This is a genomic window from Micromonospora sp. NPDC023869 (assembly GCF_055559695.1).
In genome coordinates this window covers 911,197-927,681 of sequence record NZ_JBVHKD010000001.1, presented here as the reverse complement: position 1 = coordinate 927,681, position 16,485 = coordinate 911,197, and the positions used below count along the sequence as shown (strand labels likewise).

Annotated in this window: 15 protein-coding genes and 1 tRNA gene; 12 read left to right on the top strand and 4 right to left on the bottom strand. The window is 70.7% G+C overall.

All coding sequences use genetic code 11. From position 1 onward, the window contains the following. Window positions 1–6 precede the first annotated feature (6 nt). From ACZ31C_RS04000 to ACZ31C_RS03990, 3 genes are all read left to right on the top strand, one after another. A complete protein-coding gene (locus tag ACZ31C_RS04000) occupies window positions 7–888 on the top strand; it encodes a helix-turn-helix domain-containing protein (protein ID WP_350697921.1) in 882 nt (293 codons plus the stop codon). Continuing rightward, window positions 858–1,079 (top strand): DUF397 domain-containing protein, encoded by a 222-nt coding sequence (locus tag ACZ31C_RS03995; RefSeq protein ID WP_131051387.1) that lies wholly within the window; start codon window positions 858–860, stop codon window positions 1,077–1,079. The genes ACZ31C_RS04000 and ACZ31C_RS03995 overlap by 31 nt, the downstream gene beginning before the upstream one ends. Before the next feature lie 191 nt (window positions 1,080–1,270). Further along, a complete protein-coding gene (locus ACZ31C_RS03990; protein WP_465794075.1) occupies window positions 1,271–1,666 on the top strand; it encodes a hypothetical protein in 396 nt (131 codons plus the stop codon). On the opposite strand, the gene ACZ31C_RS03985 is transcribed toward ACZ31C_RS03990, so the two are convergent. Then, window positions 1,634–2,236: a hypothetical protein gene (locus tag ACZ31C_RS03985; RefSeq protein ID WP_465794074.1), complete on the bottom strand. Its 603-nt coding sequence runs from the start codon at window positions 2,234–2,236 to the stop codon at window positions 1,634–1,636. The genes ACZ31C_RS03990 and ACZ31C_RS03985 overlap by 33 nt on opposite strands. Before the next feature lie 220 nt (window positions 2,237–2,456). On the opposite strand from ACZ31C_RS03985, the gene ACZ31C_RS03980 reads away from it, so the two are divergent. After that, window positions 2,457–4,331, top strand: a complete 1,875-nt coding sequence (locus ACZ31C_RS03980) for a S8 family peptidase (RefSeq protein ID WP_465794073.1) — start codon at window positions 2,457–2,459, stop codon at window positions 4,329–4,331. 65 nt (window positions 4,332–4,396) lie between these two features. Here ACZ31C_RS03980 and ACZ31C_RS03975 read toward each other — a convergent pair whose 3' ends face one another. The 3 genes from ACZ31C_RS03975 to ACZ31C_RS03965 form a co-directional block, all read right to left on the bottom strand. After that, on the bottom strand, window positions 4,397–5,194 hold the full coding sequence (locus tag ACZ31C_RS03975) for a WecB/TagA/CpsF family glycosyltransferase (protein WP_465794072.1): 798 nt from the start codon (window positions 5,192–5,194) through the stop codon (window positions 4,397–4,399). Next, window positions 5,191–6,306: an NAD-dependent epimerase/dehydratase family protein gene (locus ACZ31C_RS03970; protein ID WP_465794071.1), complete on the bottom strand. Its 1,116-nt coding sequence runs from the start codon at window positions 6,304–6,306 to the stop codon at window positions 5,191–5,193. Before ACZ31C_RS03970 ends, ACZ31C_RS03975 begins: the two co-directional genes overlap by 4 nt. Before the next feature lie 65 nt (window positions 6,307–6,371). Continuing rightward, window positions 6,372–6,457: transfer RNA gene (locus tag ACZ31C_RS03965), tRNA-Leu, on the bottom strand. Window positions 6,458–6,684: 227 nt separating this feature from the next. On the opposite strand from ACZ31C_RS03965, the gene ACZ31C_RS03960 reads away from it, so the two are divergent. From ACZ31C_RS03960 to ACZ31C_RS03925, 8 genes are read left to right on the top strand one after another with little or no spacing between them, the layout of a single operon-like run. Then, the gene (locus tag ACZ31C_RS03960) at window positions 6,685–7,479 is read left to right on the top strand and encodes an FhaA domain-containing protein (protein ID WP_131051381.1); all 795 of its coding nucleotides are present in this window, start codon (window positions 6,685–6,687) and stop codon (window positions 7,477–7,479) included. 6 nt (window positions 7,480–7,485) lie between these two features. Continuing rightward, a complete protein-coding gene (locus tag ACZ31C_RS03955; RefSeq protein ID WP_111242783.1) occupies window positions 7,486–7,974 on the top strand; it encodes an FHA domain-containing protein FhaB/FipA in 489 nt (162 codons plus the stop codon). Continuing rightward, window positions 7,971–9,443 (top strand): PP2C family protein-serine/threonine phosphatase, encoded by a 1,473-nt coding sequence (locus ACZ31C_RS03950; protein WP_465794070.1) that lies wholly within the window; start codon window positions 7,971–7,973, stop codon window positions 9,441–9,443. The genes ACZ31C_RS03955 and ACZ31C_RS03950 overlap by 4 nt, the downstream gene beginning before the upstream one ends. Before the next feature lie 27 nt (window positions 9,444–9,470). After that, window positions 9,471–10,961, top strand: a complete 1,491-nt coding sequence (locus ACZ31C_RS03945; protein ID WP_350697913.1) for an FtsW/RodA/SpoVE family cell cycle protein — start codon at window positions 9,471–9,473, stop codon at window positions 10,959–10,961. Further along, complete coding sequence (locus tag ACZ31C_RS03940; protein ID WP_396743941.1) at window positions 10,958–12,463, top strand: peptidoglycan D,D-transpeptidase FtsI family protein; 1,506 nt, start codon at window positions 10,958–10,960, stop codon at window positions 12,461–12,463. The genes ACZ31C_RS03945 and ACZ31C_RS03940 overlap by 4 nt, the downstream gene beginning before the upstream one ends. 1 nt (window position 12,464) lies before the next feature. Beyond that, window positions 12,465–13,883, top strand: coding sequence for a serine/threonine-protein kinase (locus ACZ31C_RS03935; protein ID WP_465794069.1), 1,419 nt, complete (start codon window positions 12,465–12,467; stop codon window positions 13,881–13,883). After that, window positions 13,880–15,715, top strand: a complete 1,836-nt coding sequence (gene pknB / locus ACZ31C_RS03930) for a Stk1 family PASTA domain-containing Ser/Thr kinase (RefSeq protein WP_465794068.1) — start codon at window positions 13,880–13,882, stop codon at window positions 15,713–15,715. The genes ACZ31C_RS03935 and pknB overlap by 4 nt, the downstream gene beginning before the upstream one ends. Further along, window positions 15,712–16,401, top strand: coding sequence for a SanA/YdcF family protein (locus ACZ31C_RS03925; protein ID WP_465794067.1), 690 nt, complete (start codon window positions 15,712–15,714; stop codon window positions 16,399–16,401). The genes pknB and ACZ31C_RS03925 overlap by 4 nt, the downstream gene beginning before the upstream one ends. Window positions 16,402–16,485: the final 84 nt, after the last annotated feature.

Below are 16,485 nucleotides of genomic sequence, written 5' to 3'. Positions count from 1 at the left end.
CATCGGGTGAGCGAGCGCCGCAGTCCGACCATCCGGCGGCGCCGGCTCGGCGCGGAACTGCGCCGCCAACGCGAGGCTGCCGGCATCACCATAGAAGCGGTCGCCGAGCAGTTGGAGTGCTCGGCGTCGAAGGTCTCCCGCATCGAGACCGGCCACACCTCCGCCACGCCCCGCGACGTGCGGGACATGCTCCGGATCTACGGTGTGGTCGGCGCCGAGAGCGACGAGCTGGTGCAGATTGCCCGCGAGGCGCGACAGAAGGGCTGGTGGCACCCTTACAGCACGGTGTTGGTCGGCGCGTTCGTCGGCCTGGAGGCGGCGGCCAGCTCGATCCGCGCGTACGAGCAGCAGGTGATACCCGGACTGCTGGAGACCGAGGACTACGCCAGCGCGATGATCAAGGCCGCCCGTCCGGACTTCACCCCCGAACAAGTACAGCAACGAGTGCGTGTCCGACTCGGCCGTCAGTCGTTGTTGACCCAGGATGATCCGGTCGATCTGTGGGTGGTGCTCGATGAGGCGGTGCTGAGCCGTCCGGTTGGCGGGGACACGGTCATGCGTGACCAGCTCAAACGATTGGCGGAGGTGGCCCAGCTGCCGAACGTGACGCTCCAGGTCCTGCCGTTCGAGGTGGGAGCGCACGCCGGCATGGACGGCACCTTCACGATCCTCAGCTTCCCCGAACCCGGTGATCCGGATGTCGTGTACGCGGAGAACGCCACGGGTGGGCTCTTCCTGGAGAAGAGCGACGAGCTACAGAAGTACAGCTTCATCTTCGATCACATTCGAGCAGCGGCCCGACGTCCGGAGGAGTCCGTCGAGTACATCGCGAGACTGGCAGAGGAGCCGTTGTGGAAGTGGCGACGCAGGGATTCTCCGTGGACCTGACGCAGGCGACATGGTTCAAGAGCTCGAAGAGCGGCCCGAACTGTGACAACTGCGTGGAGGTGGCGTACGTGACCGGGGCGGTCGGCGTCCGGGATTCGAAGGACAAGGCCGGTCCGGCCCTCGTCTTCGCTCCGGGGCACTGGCACGCCTTCGTCGCCGGCACCAGGGACGGCGCGTTCGGCCGGAGCTGACTGGCGGTAAGCGGTGTGAACGGTCCCCGTCCGGCTCAGCCGGACGGGGACCGTGCGTTACGGCGCCACCCCTCCGCGCCGCCAGGGCGGCTGCCGTCGCCACATCGACCGTGTCTCGTTGTACCTGTCGGTACGCGCTGGTCGACATCCTCCCGGCAGGGCGGGTAACCGAACGAGACAGGCGAGACGCAATGACAAGTATCGGATCAGAGAACATCAGCAACGGTCCCGCGAAGGCGGAGCGGTTCGGCGGTCAGTACCGCGGCGCCCGCCGGGACAGCATGTTGAGCGAGGTGCCGCCGGACGCTGAACGCGGCGGGCGGGACGTCCGGGGCGAGGCGGGCCAGTCGCAGCACGCGCCGCCGTCCCTGGACCCGAACCCGCTCACCGAGGGATCGTTCCCGCCGCCGGGCTGGCCGATGACGGAGAATCCCTCCCTGGTGGACCATCCGCTGATGCACGGGCTGATGATGGAGCTGCCGCCGCGCGGCAGCGTGCCGCCGCCCGGCTGGCTGGACCGCTGGTTCGAGGCGACCCGGGCGATCCTGGAACTGCTATACGTGCAGGGCTCGGGCCGGCTGCGCTGAGGCCGCCGTCCGCTCCGGCATGGCCAACTCGGCGAGTCGGTTGTGCCGCAGCGCATGGCGTACGCCGATGGCCGCGACGCCCAACGCCCCCACGGTGACCGCTGGTCCGGCGGCATCGGGCCCGAGGAACTGACCGGCACCGCTCGCCGCGATCAGGGCCGGCAGCAGCGCCAGCCCGGTCACCTGCAACGGCAGGCCGATCAGCGGGTGGGCGGCGGCGGCCCGCAACCCGTGCGGGGCCGGGGTTCGGGGAGCCGTGGCGAGCGTGCTGGCTCCGGCCAGCAGCCGGCGTACTCGGCGGACCGTGCAGATCGCCACCACGGCGGCGGGTACGGCGGCCAGCGTGAGTCCGCTCGCGGCTCGGTCGGCCAGGGTGGCCCCGGGAGTGCTCAGTCCGGCGATCGGCAGCGCCACCGTCAGGGCGAGCCCTGCCCCGGTCAGGCCGAGCAACCAGCCGGTGTGTCGGCGCAGTCCGCGGGCGTGGGTCATCCGGGGCAGCCCGTCCGCGAGGTATCCGGCGACCCACCAGACGGTGGCGACCGGGAGCAGGAGGGCGAGATGGCTCTGCATGCCCATCAGACTTGCCCGATTGCCGCGCTCGCGAATCCGGGCCCGCCCCCCGTTCGTCCCGTACCCGGTCCCCGTAGGGGGCCATCGCACCGGCGTGATGGGAGATCCGGCATGTTTATCTGCCTGCAGGCGCACCACTACTCTCACCTCGATCGGCATTCATCGATCAACCTGCCACGAACGGGTAGACGATCGGTGCCGGTCGGAGGGAGGTAGGAAGATGGCTCTTCCACACAGGTCCGTACTCGTCGGCCTGGCCGCGCTGGCCATGGTCGCCACGGCCACCCCGGCCATGGCGGCCGAGCCGGTCGGCACGATCAGGAGCGCCGGCGGTGCCACCGCCGTCGAGGGAAGCTACATCGTCGTGTTCAAGGACGCCGAGGTGGGCCGCAGCGCTGTCGGGTCGTCGGTGGACCGGCTGCTGCGTCGGCACGGCGGCAGCACGGCCCGCACCTACACCACGGCGGTACGCGGCGCGGAACTCCGGGTCAGCGCCAAGGCTGCGGCGCGGATCGCCGCCGACCCGGCGGTGGCGTACGTCGAGCAGAACCACACCGTCACGATCAGCGGCACCCAGGCGAACCCCCCGTCCTGGGGTCTGGACCGGATCGACCAGCGGAACCTGCCGCTGAACAACTCCTACACCTACCCGAACACCGCCTCGAACGTCACCTCGTACGTCATCGACACCGGCATCCGGACGACCCACTCCGACTTCGGCGGCCGGGCGACCTGGGGCACCAACACCGTCGACACCAACAACACCGACTGCAACGGCCACGGCACCCACGTCGCCGGTACGGTCGGCGGCACCGCGTACGGCGTCGCCAAGGCCACCCGGCTGGTGGCGGTCAAGGTGCTGAACTGCCAGGGCAGCGGCACCAACGCCGGAGTCATCGCCGGCATCGACTGGGTCACCGCGAACGCGGTCAAGCCGGCCGTCGCCAACATGAGCCTGGGCGGCGGGGCGAACACCTCGGTCGACAACGCGGTGATCAACTCGATCAACGCCGGCATCACCTACGCGGTGGCCGCCGGTAACGGCAACGCGCTCGGCCAGCGGCAGAACGCCTGCAACTACTCGCCGGCCCGGGCCGCTCCGGCGATCACCGTCGGTGCCACCCAGAACAACGACGCCGCCGCGAGCTTCTCCAACTTCGGCACCTGCGTGGACATCCTCGCGCCGGGCGTGAGCATCACGTCGGCCTGGCACACCGGCGACACCGCGACCAACTCGATCAGCGGTACGTCGATGGCCTCACCGCACGTGGCCGGCGTCGCCGCGCTGGTGCTGTCGGCCAACCCGTCGTGGACCCCGCAGCAGGTCCGGGACTACCTGGTGGCCAACTCGACCCCGAACGTGGTCACGAACGTGGGCACCGGGACCCCGAACCAACTGCTGTACGTGGTCAACGGCGACACCCCGCCGCCGACCAACGACTTCTCGGTCTCGGTGTCGCCGACCTCCGGCTCCACCGCGCCCGGCGGCTCGGTGACCGCGAGCGTGGCCACCGCCACCACCAACGGTTCGGCGCAGTCGGTGAGCCTCTCGGCGAGCGGCCTACCGTCCGGGGCCACCGCCTCGTTCAGCCCGGCCACCGTCACCTCCGGCGGGTCGTCGACGCTGACCGTCACCACCTCGGCCAGCACCCCCGCCGGCACTTACCCGGTGACGGTGACCGGCAGCGCCGCGTCCGGCAGCAAGACCGCGACGTTCTCGCTGACGGTGACCGGCAGCGGCAGCGGCGGCTGCACGGGCACCAACGGCACCGACGTGGCGATCCCAGACGCCGGCTCGGCGGTGACCAGCTCGATCACCATCGCCGGCTGCAACCGGAACGCCGCGTCGAACTCGACCGTCGCGGTGAACATCGTGCACACCTACCGTGGTGACCTGGTCGTCGACCTGCTCGCCCCAGACGGGTCGTCCTACCGCCTGAAGAACAGCAGCATCCTCGACGGCGCGGACAACGTGATCGCCACCTACACGGTGAACCTCTCCACCGAGGCGGCGAACGGCACCTGGCGGCTCCAGGTGCGGGACGTCTACAGCGGAGACACCGGCTACGTGAACACCTGGACGCTGACCCTCTGACGTCCGCAACGGCATCGGGCCCCCGGGCATCACGCCAGGGGCCCGGTGGTCGTTCGACGCCTCGGTCAGACCGCGAACGTGCTCGGACGCTCGGTGGCCGGGGCCGGCGGCTGGGCCTTCCACAGCCCGGTCTTCTGCGCGAACAGCCGGCCGAGGTACGCCGGGTTGAGGATCACGTAGCGGCGCCAGAGCCGCTTCGGCTCCAGCCCGAGCCGCCAGAACCACTCCAGCCCGGCCCGCTGCATCCACGGCGGCGGCTGACGCAGCAGACCGGCGTGGTAGTCGAAGGCCGCGCCGACCGCCATCATCGGCATGTCCAGCAGCGGACGCATCGCGTACGTGAATACCTCCTGGCGCGGGCAGCCGAGCCCGACCAGGACGAGTCGGGCGCCGCTGGCCTTGATCCGGTCGGCGATCTCGACGTCCTCGCCCGGCTGCACGGCGCGGAACTTCGACGCCTCCACCCCGGCGATCTTCAACGCCGGGAACATCCGCTCCAGCTCCGGGATCAGCCGGGCCAGCGTCTCGTCGGTCGAGCCGTACAGGTAGACCGGCAGGCCCTCGTCGGCGAAGCGGGAGAGCACGTGCAGGGTCAGCAGCGGCCCGTACACCCGGTCAGTGAGGCCGGCGCCGTGCAGCAGGTTCAACGCCCAGCGCACCGGCTGGCCGTCCGGGGTCACCACGTCGAACGAGTTGAGTCGGGCGTTGTGGGGCGGGTCCAGCACACCGGTCATCACGCCGTGCACGGCCAGCGCGGTCAACGCCATCGGACGACGGTCCTGCGCGGCGGCCACCACCCGCTCGGTCGCCTCGGCGTAGGTCGTGGCGTCGACGAGCACGCCGAGGACGTTCTTCTTGGTCATGCTCCCGGCACCCACTTGTCCACGTTGGCCTCGTAGATCTCACGCATGATCATGGGTACGTCGTAGACCTGCTTCCAGTCCGGGTAGTCGGCCTGGAACGCCTCGTTGGAGCCGATCCACCACTTGTGGTCGCCGACCCGGTTGGCCTCGACGTACTCCGAGATCATCTCTTGCCCGGTGATCCGCTCGGCCTCGGTGAACGCCTCCCGCATGGAGGTGTTGGAGTGCCGGCCGCCGCCGAGGTTGTACACCGCCGCCGAGCGCGGGTTGCGGAAGAACGCCTCGAACGCGGAGACCACGTCCGAGCTGTGGATCGCGTCCCGCACCTGCTTGCCCTGGTAGCCGTAGATCTTGTACGTCCGGCGCTCCATGTTGCAGCGCATCACGTACGCCAGGAAGCCGTGCAGTTCGGTGGCCGAGTGGGCCGGGCCGGTCAGCGTCCCGCCCCGGAAGCAGGCGGTCCTCATGTCGAAGTAGCGGCCGTACTCCTGCACCATCACGTCGGCGGCGACCTTGGAGGCGCCAAAGATGGAGTGCAGGCAGGCGTCGATCGACATGTCCTCGCGGATGCCCTGCTCGTACGGGTGGCCCGGCTCGATCTCCCAGCGGGTCTCCAGCTCGACCAGGGGCAGGCTGTTCGGCCGGTCGCCATAGACCTTGTTCGTCGAGCAGTGGATGACCGGCGCCTCCACGCAGTGTTCCCGGACGCTCTGCAGGACGTTCAGGGTGCCGGCGGCGTTCACGTCGAAGTCGGTGAACGGGTCACGCACCGCCCAGTCGTGCGAGGGCTGCGCGGCCGTGTGGATGACCACGGCGACGTCCCGGCCGTACCGCTTGAAGAGCGCGCCGAGCGCGCTGCGGTCGCGGATGTCGATGCTGTGGTGCGAGTACCTCTCACCCAGCTCGTCGGTCAGCCGGCGGACGTTCCAGGCGGTGGACGCCTCCTCGCCGAAGAACTCCTGCCGCATGTCGTTGTCGATGCCGACGACGTCGAGACCGAGGCCGGCGAAGTGCCGGACCGCCTCGGAGCCGATCAGCCCGCCCGAACCGGTCACGAATGCGACACTCACATGCCACTCCTGGTGCGTCGGAGGCAGAAACCATCGGAGCATAGCGTGACGTTTGGTACGCCTCGATACGGAGCGAGGGCCCCGCGTCGCCGCGGAGCCCTCGTCTGTGGTGGGGAAGGGGGGAGTTGAACCCCCACGCCCTTTCGGGCACACGGACCTGAACCGTGCGCGTCTGCCATTCCGCCACTTCCCCGTGGCATGACCTCGGACAGCGTAGCCCGGGCCGGCTCCACCGTCTCCGGCGGACCTCGGCAATGCTACGTGACCTTCGGTCGTTACCGCGAATGGCATTCGCTGCTTCCAGCGGTTACCGTTCGTGGCGGACGAAAGAGTAGCACGACGATTAGAGGCCGTCCGAACGGGCTGTGGCCTGCTGGCCGAGCGGCGTGTGAGCTGCGTGCGCTCTGGACGGATACCATCATGTCCTCGGGACCCGAGGAGGAGCCGGTGAGCGTGCTGCAACGCTTCGAGAAGCGTCTGGAAGGCCTGGTCGAAGGGGCCTTCGCCAAGGTCTTCAAGGGGGTCGTGCACCCCGTGGAGATCCTCAACGCCATGCAGCGAGAGGCCGAGGCGCACAAGGCCATCCTGGCCGGTGGGCGCACGTTGGTGCCGAACCGCTACGTGATCGATCTCTCGCCCTACGACCACAGTCGGCTGGCGCCGTACGCCGCCGCGCTGGCCCAGGAGTTGGCCCAGTCGCAGGCGGAGTTCATCGGCGAGCAGGCCTGGACGGTCTACGGCGACGTGATCGTCGAGATCGAGCGCGGTGAAGGGCTGGACACCGGCATGTTCCGGGTCACCGCCGAGGTCTACACCGGTGGCGAGGTCGCCCCGGTCTCGGCGCCCGGCGGCGGGTACGACGCCGGGCCGCCTGGATACCCCTCGTACGACCAGGGCGGCGGCTACGGCCCTCCGCAGGGGCACGGTGGTGGCCGCAACGTCCGGCTGGTCTCCGGTGACGGCCGCACCTACCCGCTCCAGATGGGCTCGACCGTGATCGGTCGGGGCGACCAGGCCAACCTGCGTCTGCCCGACGTCGGCATCTCCCGGCGACACGCCCGGCTGGACTTCGACGGCGGCCAGGTCGTGCTGACCGATCTCGGCTCGACCAACGGCACGATGGTCAACGGCCAGCGGGTCTCCGCCGTGGCGCTGAACCCCGGCGACATGATCCAGCTCGGTACGACCACCCTGACCTTCCGCGTGGACGGCTGACCCGCCTTGCCGGAACTCGTCATCACCGTCGCCCGGTTCGGATTCCTCGTCCTGTTGTGGATCTTCGTGTTCACGGTGGTCGGTGTCATCCGTCGGGACCTGTTCGCGGGGGCCCGTTCGGGTCGGCTGGTGGCCGCACCCCGGGCGGTCGGCGCCTCGACCGGTCAGGCGACGGCGAAGCCGGCGAAGGTGAAGCGGGGACGGGCGGCACACCAGCTCGTGGTGACCGCGGGGCAACTGGCCGGCACCCGGATCACGCTGGGCGAGGCACAGATAACCATCGGTCGGGCCGAGGACTCCACCCTCGTCATCACCGACGACTACGCCTCCGCGCGACACGCCCGACTCGTACCGCGCGACGGGCAGTGGTTCGTCGAGGATCTCGGCTCGACTAACGGGACGTACCTCGATCGCGCTAAGGTCACCGGACCGACCCCCGTTCCCCTCGGCGTGCCGATCCGGATCGGCCGCACCTCTCTCGAATTACGGCCATGACTCTGACCCTGCGCTATGCGGCCCACAGCGACCGCGGTCTGATCCGTGACGGTAACCAGGATTCCGTCTACGCCGGACCGCGGCTTCTCGCCGTCGCCGACGGCATGGGCGGCATGGCCGCCGGTGACGTCGCCAGCAACATCGTCATCGGTGCCATGGCGCCGCTCGACGAGGACGTCCCCGGTGACGCCCTCGTCGACGCGTTGCGTTCTGCCGTGAGCACCGCCAACCAGCAGCTCCGCGACACCGTGGAGGCCAACCCACAGCTGGAGGGGATGGGCACCACGCTCACCGCGACCCTCTTCTCCGGCAGCAAGCTGGGCATGGTCCACATCGGTGACTCGCGGGCCTACCTCCTGCGCGACGGCGAGTTCGCGCAGGTCACCAAGGACGACACCTACGTCCAGATGCTCGTCGACGAAGGCCGGATCAGCCCGGAGGAGGCGAGCAGTCACCCCCAGCGCTCGCTGCTCACCCGGGCCCTGGACGGCCGGGACATCGACCCCGAGTACTCCGTGCGCCAGGTGCTCACCGGTGACCGCTACCTGATCTGCTCCGACGGACTCTCCGGCGTGGTCAGTGCGGAGACCATCGCCGAGACCATGCGCGAGTACACCGATCCGCAGCAGTGCGTCGAGCGACTCGTGCAACTCGCTCTGCGCGGCGGCGGCCCGGACAACATCACGGTGATCATCGCGGACGCCACCGACCGGGACATCGTCGAGGCGGCGCCGATCGTCGGCGGCGCGGCGGCCCGCGACCGTGGCATGGCGACCTCGGCCGACGTCTCCACCCCGGCCGCCCGGGCCTCGGCGCTCTCCGCCCCCCGCCCGGCCGTTCCGGAGGAGCCCGCCGGCAACGGCGACGACGAGCCGGAGGCCCGTCGCCGCCCGCTGCGCGCGCTGGCGATGACGACCGCCCTGGCGGTGATCCTCGGCGGCAGCCTCTACGGCGGGTACACCTACACCCAGCGGCAGTACTACGTCGGCGCCACGCAGGACGGCCAGGTGGCCGTGTTCCGTGGCATCCAGGGCCAGATCGCCGGGATGGACCTCTCCACGGTCCACTCCGAGAGCAGCGCCCAGCTCGACGATCTCACCCTCGCCGCGCAGGAGCAGGTCAAGCAGGGCATTCCGGCCAAGAGCGAGCCGGACGCGGCACGCCGGCTGGCCGAGCTGACGGTGGACAGCCCCACCAACGTCAACCTCAAGCCGGTCTGCCCGCCCACCACGAGCCCGCCCCCGAGTCCGACTCCCGACGCGGGCGAGCCCTCGCCGGCACCGGAAGCGCCGAGCGGCTCGCCGAGCCCGGTCGGCAGCGCGTCGGTGTCCGCCACGGGCACCTCCGCGACCCCACCGGCGCGCCCGTCCGACAACGGGGCGGCGGTCCTGCCCACCGGTACGCCCGACGCCCCGCCCGACACCTTCTCGCCCACCGTCGACCCGGCGGCCTGCCGGTCGCCCGAGTAGGCACCGGCACCCGAACCGAGGACGATCGTGACCGCAGCGGCCACCCCGGCAACCTCGCCCGCCAGTGCGGGCGAGCGTTCCGGCGTACGCCAGGCCCGGTCCCGGCGTAACGCCGAGCTGTCGCTGCTGTTACTGGCGATGGCCCTGGTCGCGGCGTACGGGGCGATGGTCGAGGCGAACGTGCTCGACACGGTCACCCCGACCTTCTGGGTGCCGGCCGCCGCGCTCACCGCGGTGTTCCTCGGCATGCACCTGGTGATCCGGTTCCTGGCACCCTTCGCCGACCCGGCCCTGCTGCCGGCGGTGGCCCTGCTCAACGGGCTCGGCGTCGGCTTCCTGCACCGGCTGGACCTGGCCCGGGCGGCCCCCGAGGACCGGGTCGACATGGCCACCTTCGCGGGCACCGGTGGGCGGCAGTTGGCCTGGACGCTGGTCTCGGTGATTCTCGCCGCCGGGCTGCTGGCCATCATGCGCGACCACCGCTCGATCTCCCGGTACGCGTACACCCTGGGCCTGGCCGGCATCGTGCTGGTCATGCTGCCGGCCGTACTGCCGGCCAGCATCTCCGAGATCAACGGTGCCAAGCTCTGGGTCCGGATCGGCAGCTTCTCCATCCAGCCCGGCGAGTTCGCCAAGCTCGCCCTGTTGGTCTTCTTCGCCTACTACCTGGTCCGCAAGCGCGAGGTGCTCTCGCTGGCCAGCCACCGGTTCCTCGGCATCGACTTCCCGCGTGGTCGCGACCTGGGCCCGGTGCTGGTGGTCTGGGTGATCAGCCTGCTAGTCCTGATCTTCGAGAAGGACCTCGGCACCTCGCTGCTCTACTTCGGCATGTTCGTGGCGACGGTGTACATCGCCACCGAACGGGTCAGTTGGCTGCTCATCGGTCTGGTCCTCTTCTTCGGCGGCGCCTACCTCGCGTACGTGCTCGGGGAGCAGTTCGGTGGACCGTTCGCGAACTTCTACGTGCGGGCGGAGATCTGGCTCGACCCGTTCGCCGAGCCGTACGACTCCGGCTACCAGTTGGTGCAGGGGCTGCTCGCGCTCGGCACCGGCGGGATGTTCGGCGCCGGACCGGGCGGCGGTCAACCGCTGCTGCTGCCGGAGGTACAGAACGACTTCATCTTCGCCGGCATCGGCGAGGAGATCGGTCTGTTCGGTCTCTCCGCGCTGCTGGTGATCTATCTGCTGATCGTGGAGCGCGGGCTGCGGGCCGCCATCGCCGTCCGCGACTCCTTCGGCAAGCTGCTCGCCGGTGGTCTGGCCTTCACCCTCGCGCTCCAGGTCTTCGTGATCGTCGGCGGCATCAGCGGGCTCATCCCGCTGACCGGTCAGACCACCCCGTTCCTCTCCGCCGGTGGCTCGTCGCTGATGGCGAACTGGCTGCTGGTCGCGGTGCTGCTGCGGGTCTCCGACGCCGGGCGCCGCCCGGTGACCGGGGTCGGCGGCAAGGTGAACCGTCCGTCCGGCGGGCCGCCCGAGCAACTGCACGGTGCCCCCACGGAGGTGATCAAGCCGTGAACGCACCCCTGCGCCGGGTCGGCGTCGTCGTCATCGTTCTGTTCGCCCTGCTCTTCGCCAACCTGAACTGGATCCAGGCGTACAAGGCCGACGAGTACCGCACCAGCGACTACAACGGCCGGGTCCAGGTCGCCGAGTACGAACGCCGTCGCGGCAACATCGAGGCGGGCGGCACCGCCCTGGCGGTCAGCAAGGAGACCGAGGGCGAGCTGAAGTTCCTGCGGACCTATCCGGGCGGGGCGAAGTACGCCCACGTGCTCGGCTACAAGCCGGTCAACCTCGGCGACACCGGGATCGAGCGCTCCGAGAACGACTTCCTCGCCGGCACCAGCGACCAGCTCATCGCCAACCGGATCAAGGACATGTTCACCGGCGACCGCACCGCCGGTGGAAACGTGCTGCTCACCCTCTCCCGGGGGGCCCAGGACGTCGCGTACGACCAGATGCGCAACAACAACCGGGGGGTGAAGAAGGGCGCGGCGATCGCCATCGACCCGAAGACCGGGGCGGTGCAGGCGCTGGTCTCCATGCCCAGCTTCGACCCGAACCCGCTGGCCAGCCACAACACCAGCGAGGCGACCAAGGCGTACAACGAGCTGGAGCAGGACCCGCAGCGTCCGCTGCGCAACCGGGCGCTGGCCGAGGTGCTGCCGCCGGGCTCCACGTTCAAGATGGTGGTGGCCGCCGCCGCGCTGGAGAACGGGATCGGCAAGGACACCAACATTCCGGCCGGGCCCAGCTACACCCCACCGACCTCCGGCGAGGCGATCACCAACGCGGTGCCGTCGATCTGCCCGCAGTCCCAGGTCACCCTGATGAAGGCGGTCACCGACTCCTGTAACACCGGTTTCGCCAAGCTCGGTGTGCAGCTCGGCCCGGACGTGATCAAGGAGAAGGCCCGGCAGTTCGGGTTCGAGCAGGAGGACCTGACCGTCGGCCGGCTCGGCGAGGGCGGCCAGGCGGTGGCCGCCAGCCGTACCGGCGACATGCAGAACCCCGACGGCGGGGCCGACCCGGCGGCGCTGGCCCAGTCCTCCATCGGGCAGCGCGACGTGCGGATGAGCCCCCTGGAAGGGGCGATGATCGCCGCCGCGGTCGCCAACCAGGGCAGCCAGATGCGGCCCTACCTGGTACGCCAGCTCCTCGGACCGGACCGTACCACCGTCTACGACCCGGCCCAGCCGCGTGAACTGCGCCGCCCGGTCAGCCGTGAGGTCGCCGCCGACCTGCGGGACATGATGGTCAGCGTGGTGGAGAACGGCACCGCCCGTTCCGCACAGATCAACGGCTACACCGTGGGCGGCAAGACGGGTACCGCCCAGTCGGCGCCCGACCGGCCCGACCACGGCTGGTTCATCGGTTTCGCCATCGACTCCAACGGGGAACCGGTCTCGGCGGTCTGCGTGCTGCTCGAAGAGGCCGGCAGCGGCGGCAGCGCAGAGGCGGCCCGGATCTCCGGGCAGATCATGCGCGCCGTCATCGCCGACCGTGGGGGGCGTTGACATGCTCAGTCCGGGAGTTCAGCTCGGTAACCGGTACCGTCTCGACGAGCGCATCGCCAGCGGTGGCATGGGCGACGTCTGGCGCGGCCTGGACCAGGTGCTCGGCCGTACGGTCGCGGTGAAGAGCCTGCTCCCGGCGCTGCTGGACGAGCCCGGTTTCGCCGAGCGGTTCCGGGGCGAGGCCCGCACCATGGCGACGATCAACCACCCGGGTGTGGTCGACGTCTACGACTTCGGCAACGACCAGCAGATCGCCTTCCTGGTGATGGAGTACGTGGAGGGCGACCCGCTCTCGGCCACGCTGAGCCGGGTCGGTCGACTCACCCCGGCCCGGACGATGGCGTTGGTGGCGCAGGCCGCCGACGCGCTGCACGCGGCCCACCTCAAGGGGATCGTGCACCGGGACGTGAAGCCCGGCAACCTGCTGGTCCGGCCCAACGGCACGCTGGTGCTGACCGACTTCGGCATCGCCCGCTCGGAACTCGTCGGCCAGCTCACCGCCGCCGGTTCGGTGCTCGGCACCGCCTCGTACATCTCGCCCGAGCAGGCCACCGGCCAGGTCGCCACCCCCGCCTCGGACGTGTACGCCCTCGGCGTGGTCGCGTACCAGTGTCTCGCCGGCCGCCGGCCCTTCGAGGGCGACAACCCGCTCGACATCGCCATGCGGCACGTGCGGGAGACCCCGCGACAGTTGCCGTCCGACATCCCGCCGCAGGTCTGCGCCCTGGTGGAGCGGGCCATGGCGAAGGACCCGAAGGACCGCTGGCAGAGCGCCGCCGCGCTGGCCGGGGTGGCCCGGCAGCTCAAGACGGCGCTGTCCCAGCAGGCGCGTGCGGGTGGGCAGAACGCCAACCCGATCTCGGCCGCCCCCGCGTCGCCGGCTCCGGGACGCGCCCCGGTGCCGACGCCGCAGCCGCCCCGTCCTCCGGCGGCACCGCACTCGACACCGGCCGGTCGCCCTCCGGCCGTCAACCACCGGCCGCCGGTGTCGCCGATGGCGGCCCGCCCCCCGGCGGCGCAACCACTGCGCCCCACGACCGTCGCCCCGGCCGTGCCGGCGATGCCGGTCGGTCGACCGATGCCACCGCCCAACAACTACCCGCGTGCCGCCGCCGCGCCGCCCGGCTACCAGCCACGACCGGCTCCGCCACAGCAGGTGCCCGGACGGTCGCGCTCCGGAGTCCTGTTTCTGGCAGTGATGCTGGGCGTACTGGTCCTGCTCTGTTCCGGCGTGATTTCCTACAACGTGCGACTGAAGAACAGCTCCGACCTGCCGGTCGGGGTCCCCGTGCAAGCGGTGTCGTCCGTCGTGCCAGGGCACGACGGACGAGACGATCCGGCCGGTACGGCGTACCGTCGACTGGATCAGCCCCGCGTGGGCGGCCACGAGACGACGAGTGAAGGACGACGGACGCGATGACAGCGCAGGCCCGCCTGCTCGGTGGCAGGTACCAGGTCGGCGAGCTGCTCGGATATGGCGGCATGGCCGAGGTGCATCGCGGTCGCGACCTGCGTCTCGGTCGGGACGTCGCGATCAAGATGCTCCGGACCGACCTGGCTCGGGACGCCACCTTCCAGATGCGTTTCCGGCGGGAGGCGCAGAACGCCGCCTCGCTCAACCACCCGGCCATCGTCGCGGTCTACGACACGGGTGAGGAACAGGCGCCGACGGGCGAAACCCTTCCGTTCATCGTGATGGAGTTCGTCAACGGGCGAACCCTCAAGGAGGTGCTCGGCGCCGAGGGCCGGCTACAGCCCCGTCGGGCGCTGGAGATCTCCGCCGACATCTGCGCGGCGCTGGAGTTCAGCCACCGGCACGGCATCATCCACCGCGACATCAAGCCCGGCAACGTGATGCTCACCCAGACCGGCCAGGTCAAGGTGATGGACTTCGGTATCGCCCGGGCCCTGGCCAGCGGTGCCACCACGATGACGCAGACCAGCGCGGTCATCGGCACCGCCCAGTACCTCTCCCCGGAACAGGCGCGCGGCGAGGCCGTGGACGCCCGCTCCGACGTGTACGCCGCCGGCTGCGTCCTCTTCGAGCTGGTCTGCGGCCACCCGCCGTTCGTCGGTGACAGCCCGGTCAGCGTCGCGTACCAACACGTGCGGGAGACTCCGCCGACGCCGAGCGACCTGAACCCGGACGTCAACCCGGCGGTCGACGCGATCGTGCTCAAGGCGCTGTCCAAGAACCCGCTCAACCGTTACCAGAGCGCCGGTGAGATGCGTGCCGACATGCTCCGGGCGGCGGCCGGTCGGCCGGTGATGGCGACGCCGGTGCTGCGCGAGGACGAGACCGTCGCGATGGCACCGTCCCCGGGCTACTCGGCAGGTGCCACCCAGACGCGACAGATCCCCGCCCGGGTCGGCGACCCGCGCCAGCGGCGCGCCTCGTCCTGGCTGATCGCCATGTTCGCCGGGCTCGGCGTGCTCGCGGTGATCGCGCTGGTCGCCGCTCTGTTGCTGAACCAGCGCGATGACGAGGACACTCCGGTGCCCACCCTCACCGGGCTCAGCCAACAGGACGCATTCGCCCAGATCGAGCAGAACGGCCTCACCGCAGCGCTCGGCGACCCCGTCCTCTCCTCCGACTGCACGAAGGGCGCCGTGGTCAGCCAGACCCCGGCCGCCGGCGAACGGGTGCAGCCGAACAGCACGGTGACCGTGCAGATCTGCGACGGCAAGCCGGTGGTGACCATCCCGTCCGTGGTCGGTGGCACCCGTGAGTTCGCCGAGCAGCAGCTTGAGGAGCTGAAGCTCGACGTGGAGGTCAAGCAGGACGACAACGCCGCGCCCGAGGGCCAGGTGCTGGCGATCGATCCGGGCGCGGGCGAGCGGGTGGAGGAGGGGACCAAGGTCACTCTCACCGTCTCCAGGGGCAACGTGGTCCGGGTGCCTGACGTCGCGAACCTCACCGAGGACGAAGCGCGGAAGAGGCTGCGGGACGCGGGCTTCGAGGTCCGGGTCCAGACCGGTCGTGCGGTGCCTGCGGACCAGGCCGGTCGGGTGCTCAACCAGGATCCGAACGCCAACAGCCAGCGCACCAAGGGCAGCCGGGTGACGATCACCATCTCCGTCGAGGAGGAAGAGGAGGACCCGGAGCCGTCGCAGACGCCGCCGACCGGTACCCCGCCGACCACCCCGCCGCCGGATGAGGACGACGACGGTGGTGGCAGCGGTGGCAGCGGTGGCGGCGGCCAGGTCATGCCGACGCCGGGCTTCCCGCCGTTCCGGTTCCCCGGCGAGTGACCGACCCGGCCCCCGCCGCCCCGGTGCGGTGGCGGCGCCGCCTGATCAAGGTCGCCGCCCTCGTCGCCGTCGCACTGCTGCTGGTGAGCGTGCCGTGGCTCTGGACGACGGTGTCCGCGCGCGGACACGTCTACACCGAGGCCGACGCGCCGAGCGCCGACGTGGTGATCGTCCTGGGCACGGCGATCACCGAGAACGGACAGCGACCCGGCATCCGGCTCGCCGGACGTCTGGAGACCGCCGCCGAGCTGGTGCAGAGCGGACGGGCCCGGGTGGTGCTGGTGTCGGGTGACGGCGGCGGAACGTCCGGGGACGAGCCGGCGGCGATGGCCGAGCACCTGACCGGGCCGCTCGGTGTCGACCCGCAGCGCGTCGTCACCGACCCGCACGGCCTCGACACGTACGACAGTTGCCTGCGGGCACGGGACGTCTACGGGATCGAGCGGGCCCTGATCGTCACGCAGTCCTACCACCTGGACCGTGCCGTGACACTCTGCCGACATCTCGGCATCGACACCGACGGGGTCGCCGCCCGCTGCACCGGCTGCGGATCGAGCCTGCTGGCGCAGAAGGCGGCCCGTGACTACCTGGCCAGCGGCAAGGCGGTCCTGGACGCGGTTCGCCGCCGACCACCTGCGGTCAGCTCGCCCGCCGACCCGAGCGTCACCGAGGCCCTGCGTCGGTGACCGTTTCGGCACCCTGGGCGGGCGGGTCACCCGCTTCGGCCCGGGCCGGGCGGTCGGTGACCGTTTCGCTGGTCGGGCGGGCCG

What these genes read in the sequence shown, in the direction of transcription:
- ACZ31C_RS03990 (WP_465794075.1), top strand. Translation starts at nt 1,271, where the DNA reads ATGACAAGTATCGGATCAGAGAACATCAGCAACGGTCCCGCGAAGGCG.
- ACZ31C_RS03985 (WP_465794074.1), bottom strand. Translation starts at nt 2,236, where the DNA reads ATGCAGAGCCATCTCGCCCTCCTGCTCCCGGTCGCCACCGTCTGGTGG.
- ACZ31C_RS03980 (WP_465794073.1), top strand. Translation starts at nt 2,457, where the DNA reads ATGGCTCTTCCACACAGGTCCGTACTCGTCGGCCTGGCCGCGCTGGCC.
- ACZ31C_RS03975 (WP_465794072.1), bottom strand. Translation starts at nt 5,194, where the DNA reads ATGACCAAGAAGAACGTCCTCGGCGTGCTCGTCGACGCCACGACCTAC.
- ACZ31C_RS03970 (WP_465794071.1), bottom strand. Translation starts at nt 6,306, where the DNA reads ATGCTCCGATGGTTTCTGCCTCCGACGCACCAGGAGTGGCATGTGAGT.
- ACZ31C_RS03960 (WP_131051381.1), top strand. Translation starts at nt 6,685, where the DNA reads ATGTCCTCGGGACCCGAGGAGGAGCCGGTGAGCGTGCTGCAACGCTTC.
- ACZ31C_RS03950 (WP_465794070.1), top strand. Translation starts at nt 7,971, where the DNA reads ATGACTCTGACCCTGCGCTATGCGGCCCACAGCGACCGCGGTCTGATC.
- ACZ31C_RS03935 (WP_465794069.1), top strand. Translation starts at nt 12,465, where the DNA reads ATGCTCAGTCCGGGAGTTCAGCTCGGTAACCGGTACCGTCTCGACGAG.
- pknB (WP_465794068.1), top strand. Translation starts at nt 13,880, where the DNA reads ATGACAGCGCAGGCCCGCCTGCTCGGTGGCAGGTACCAGGTCGGCGAG.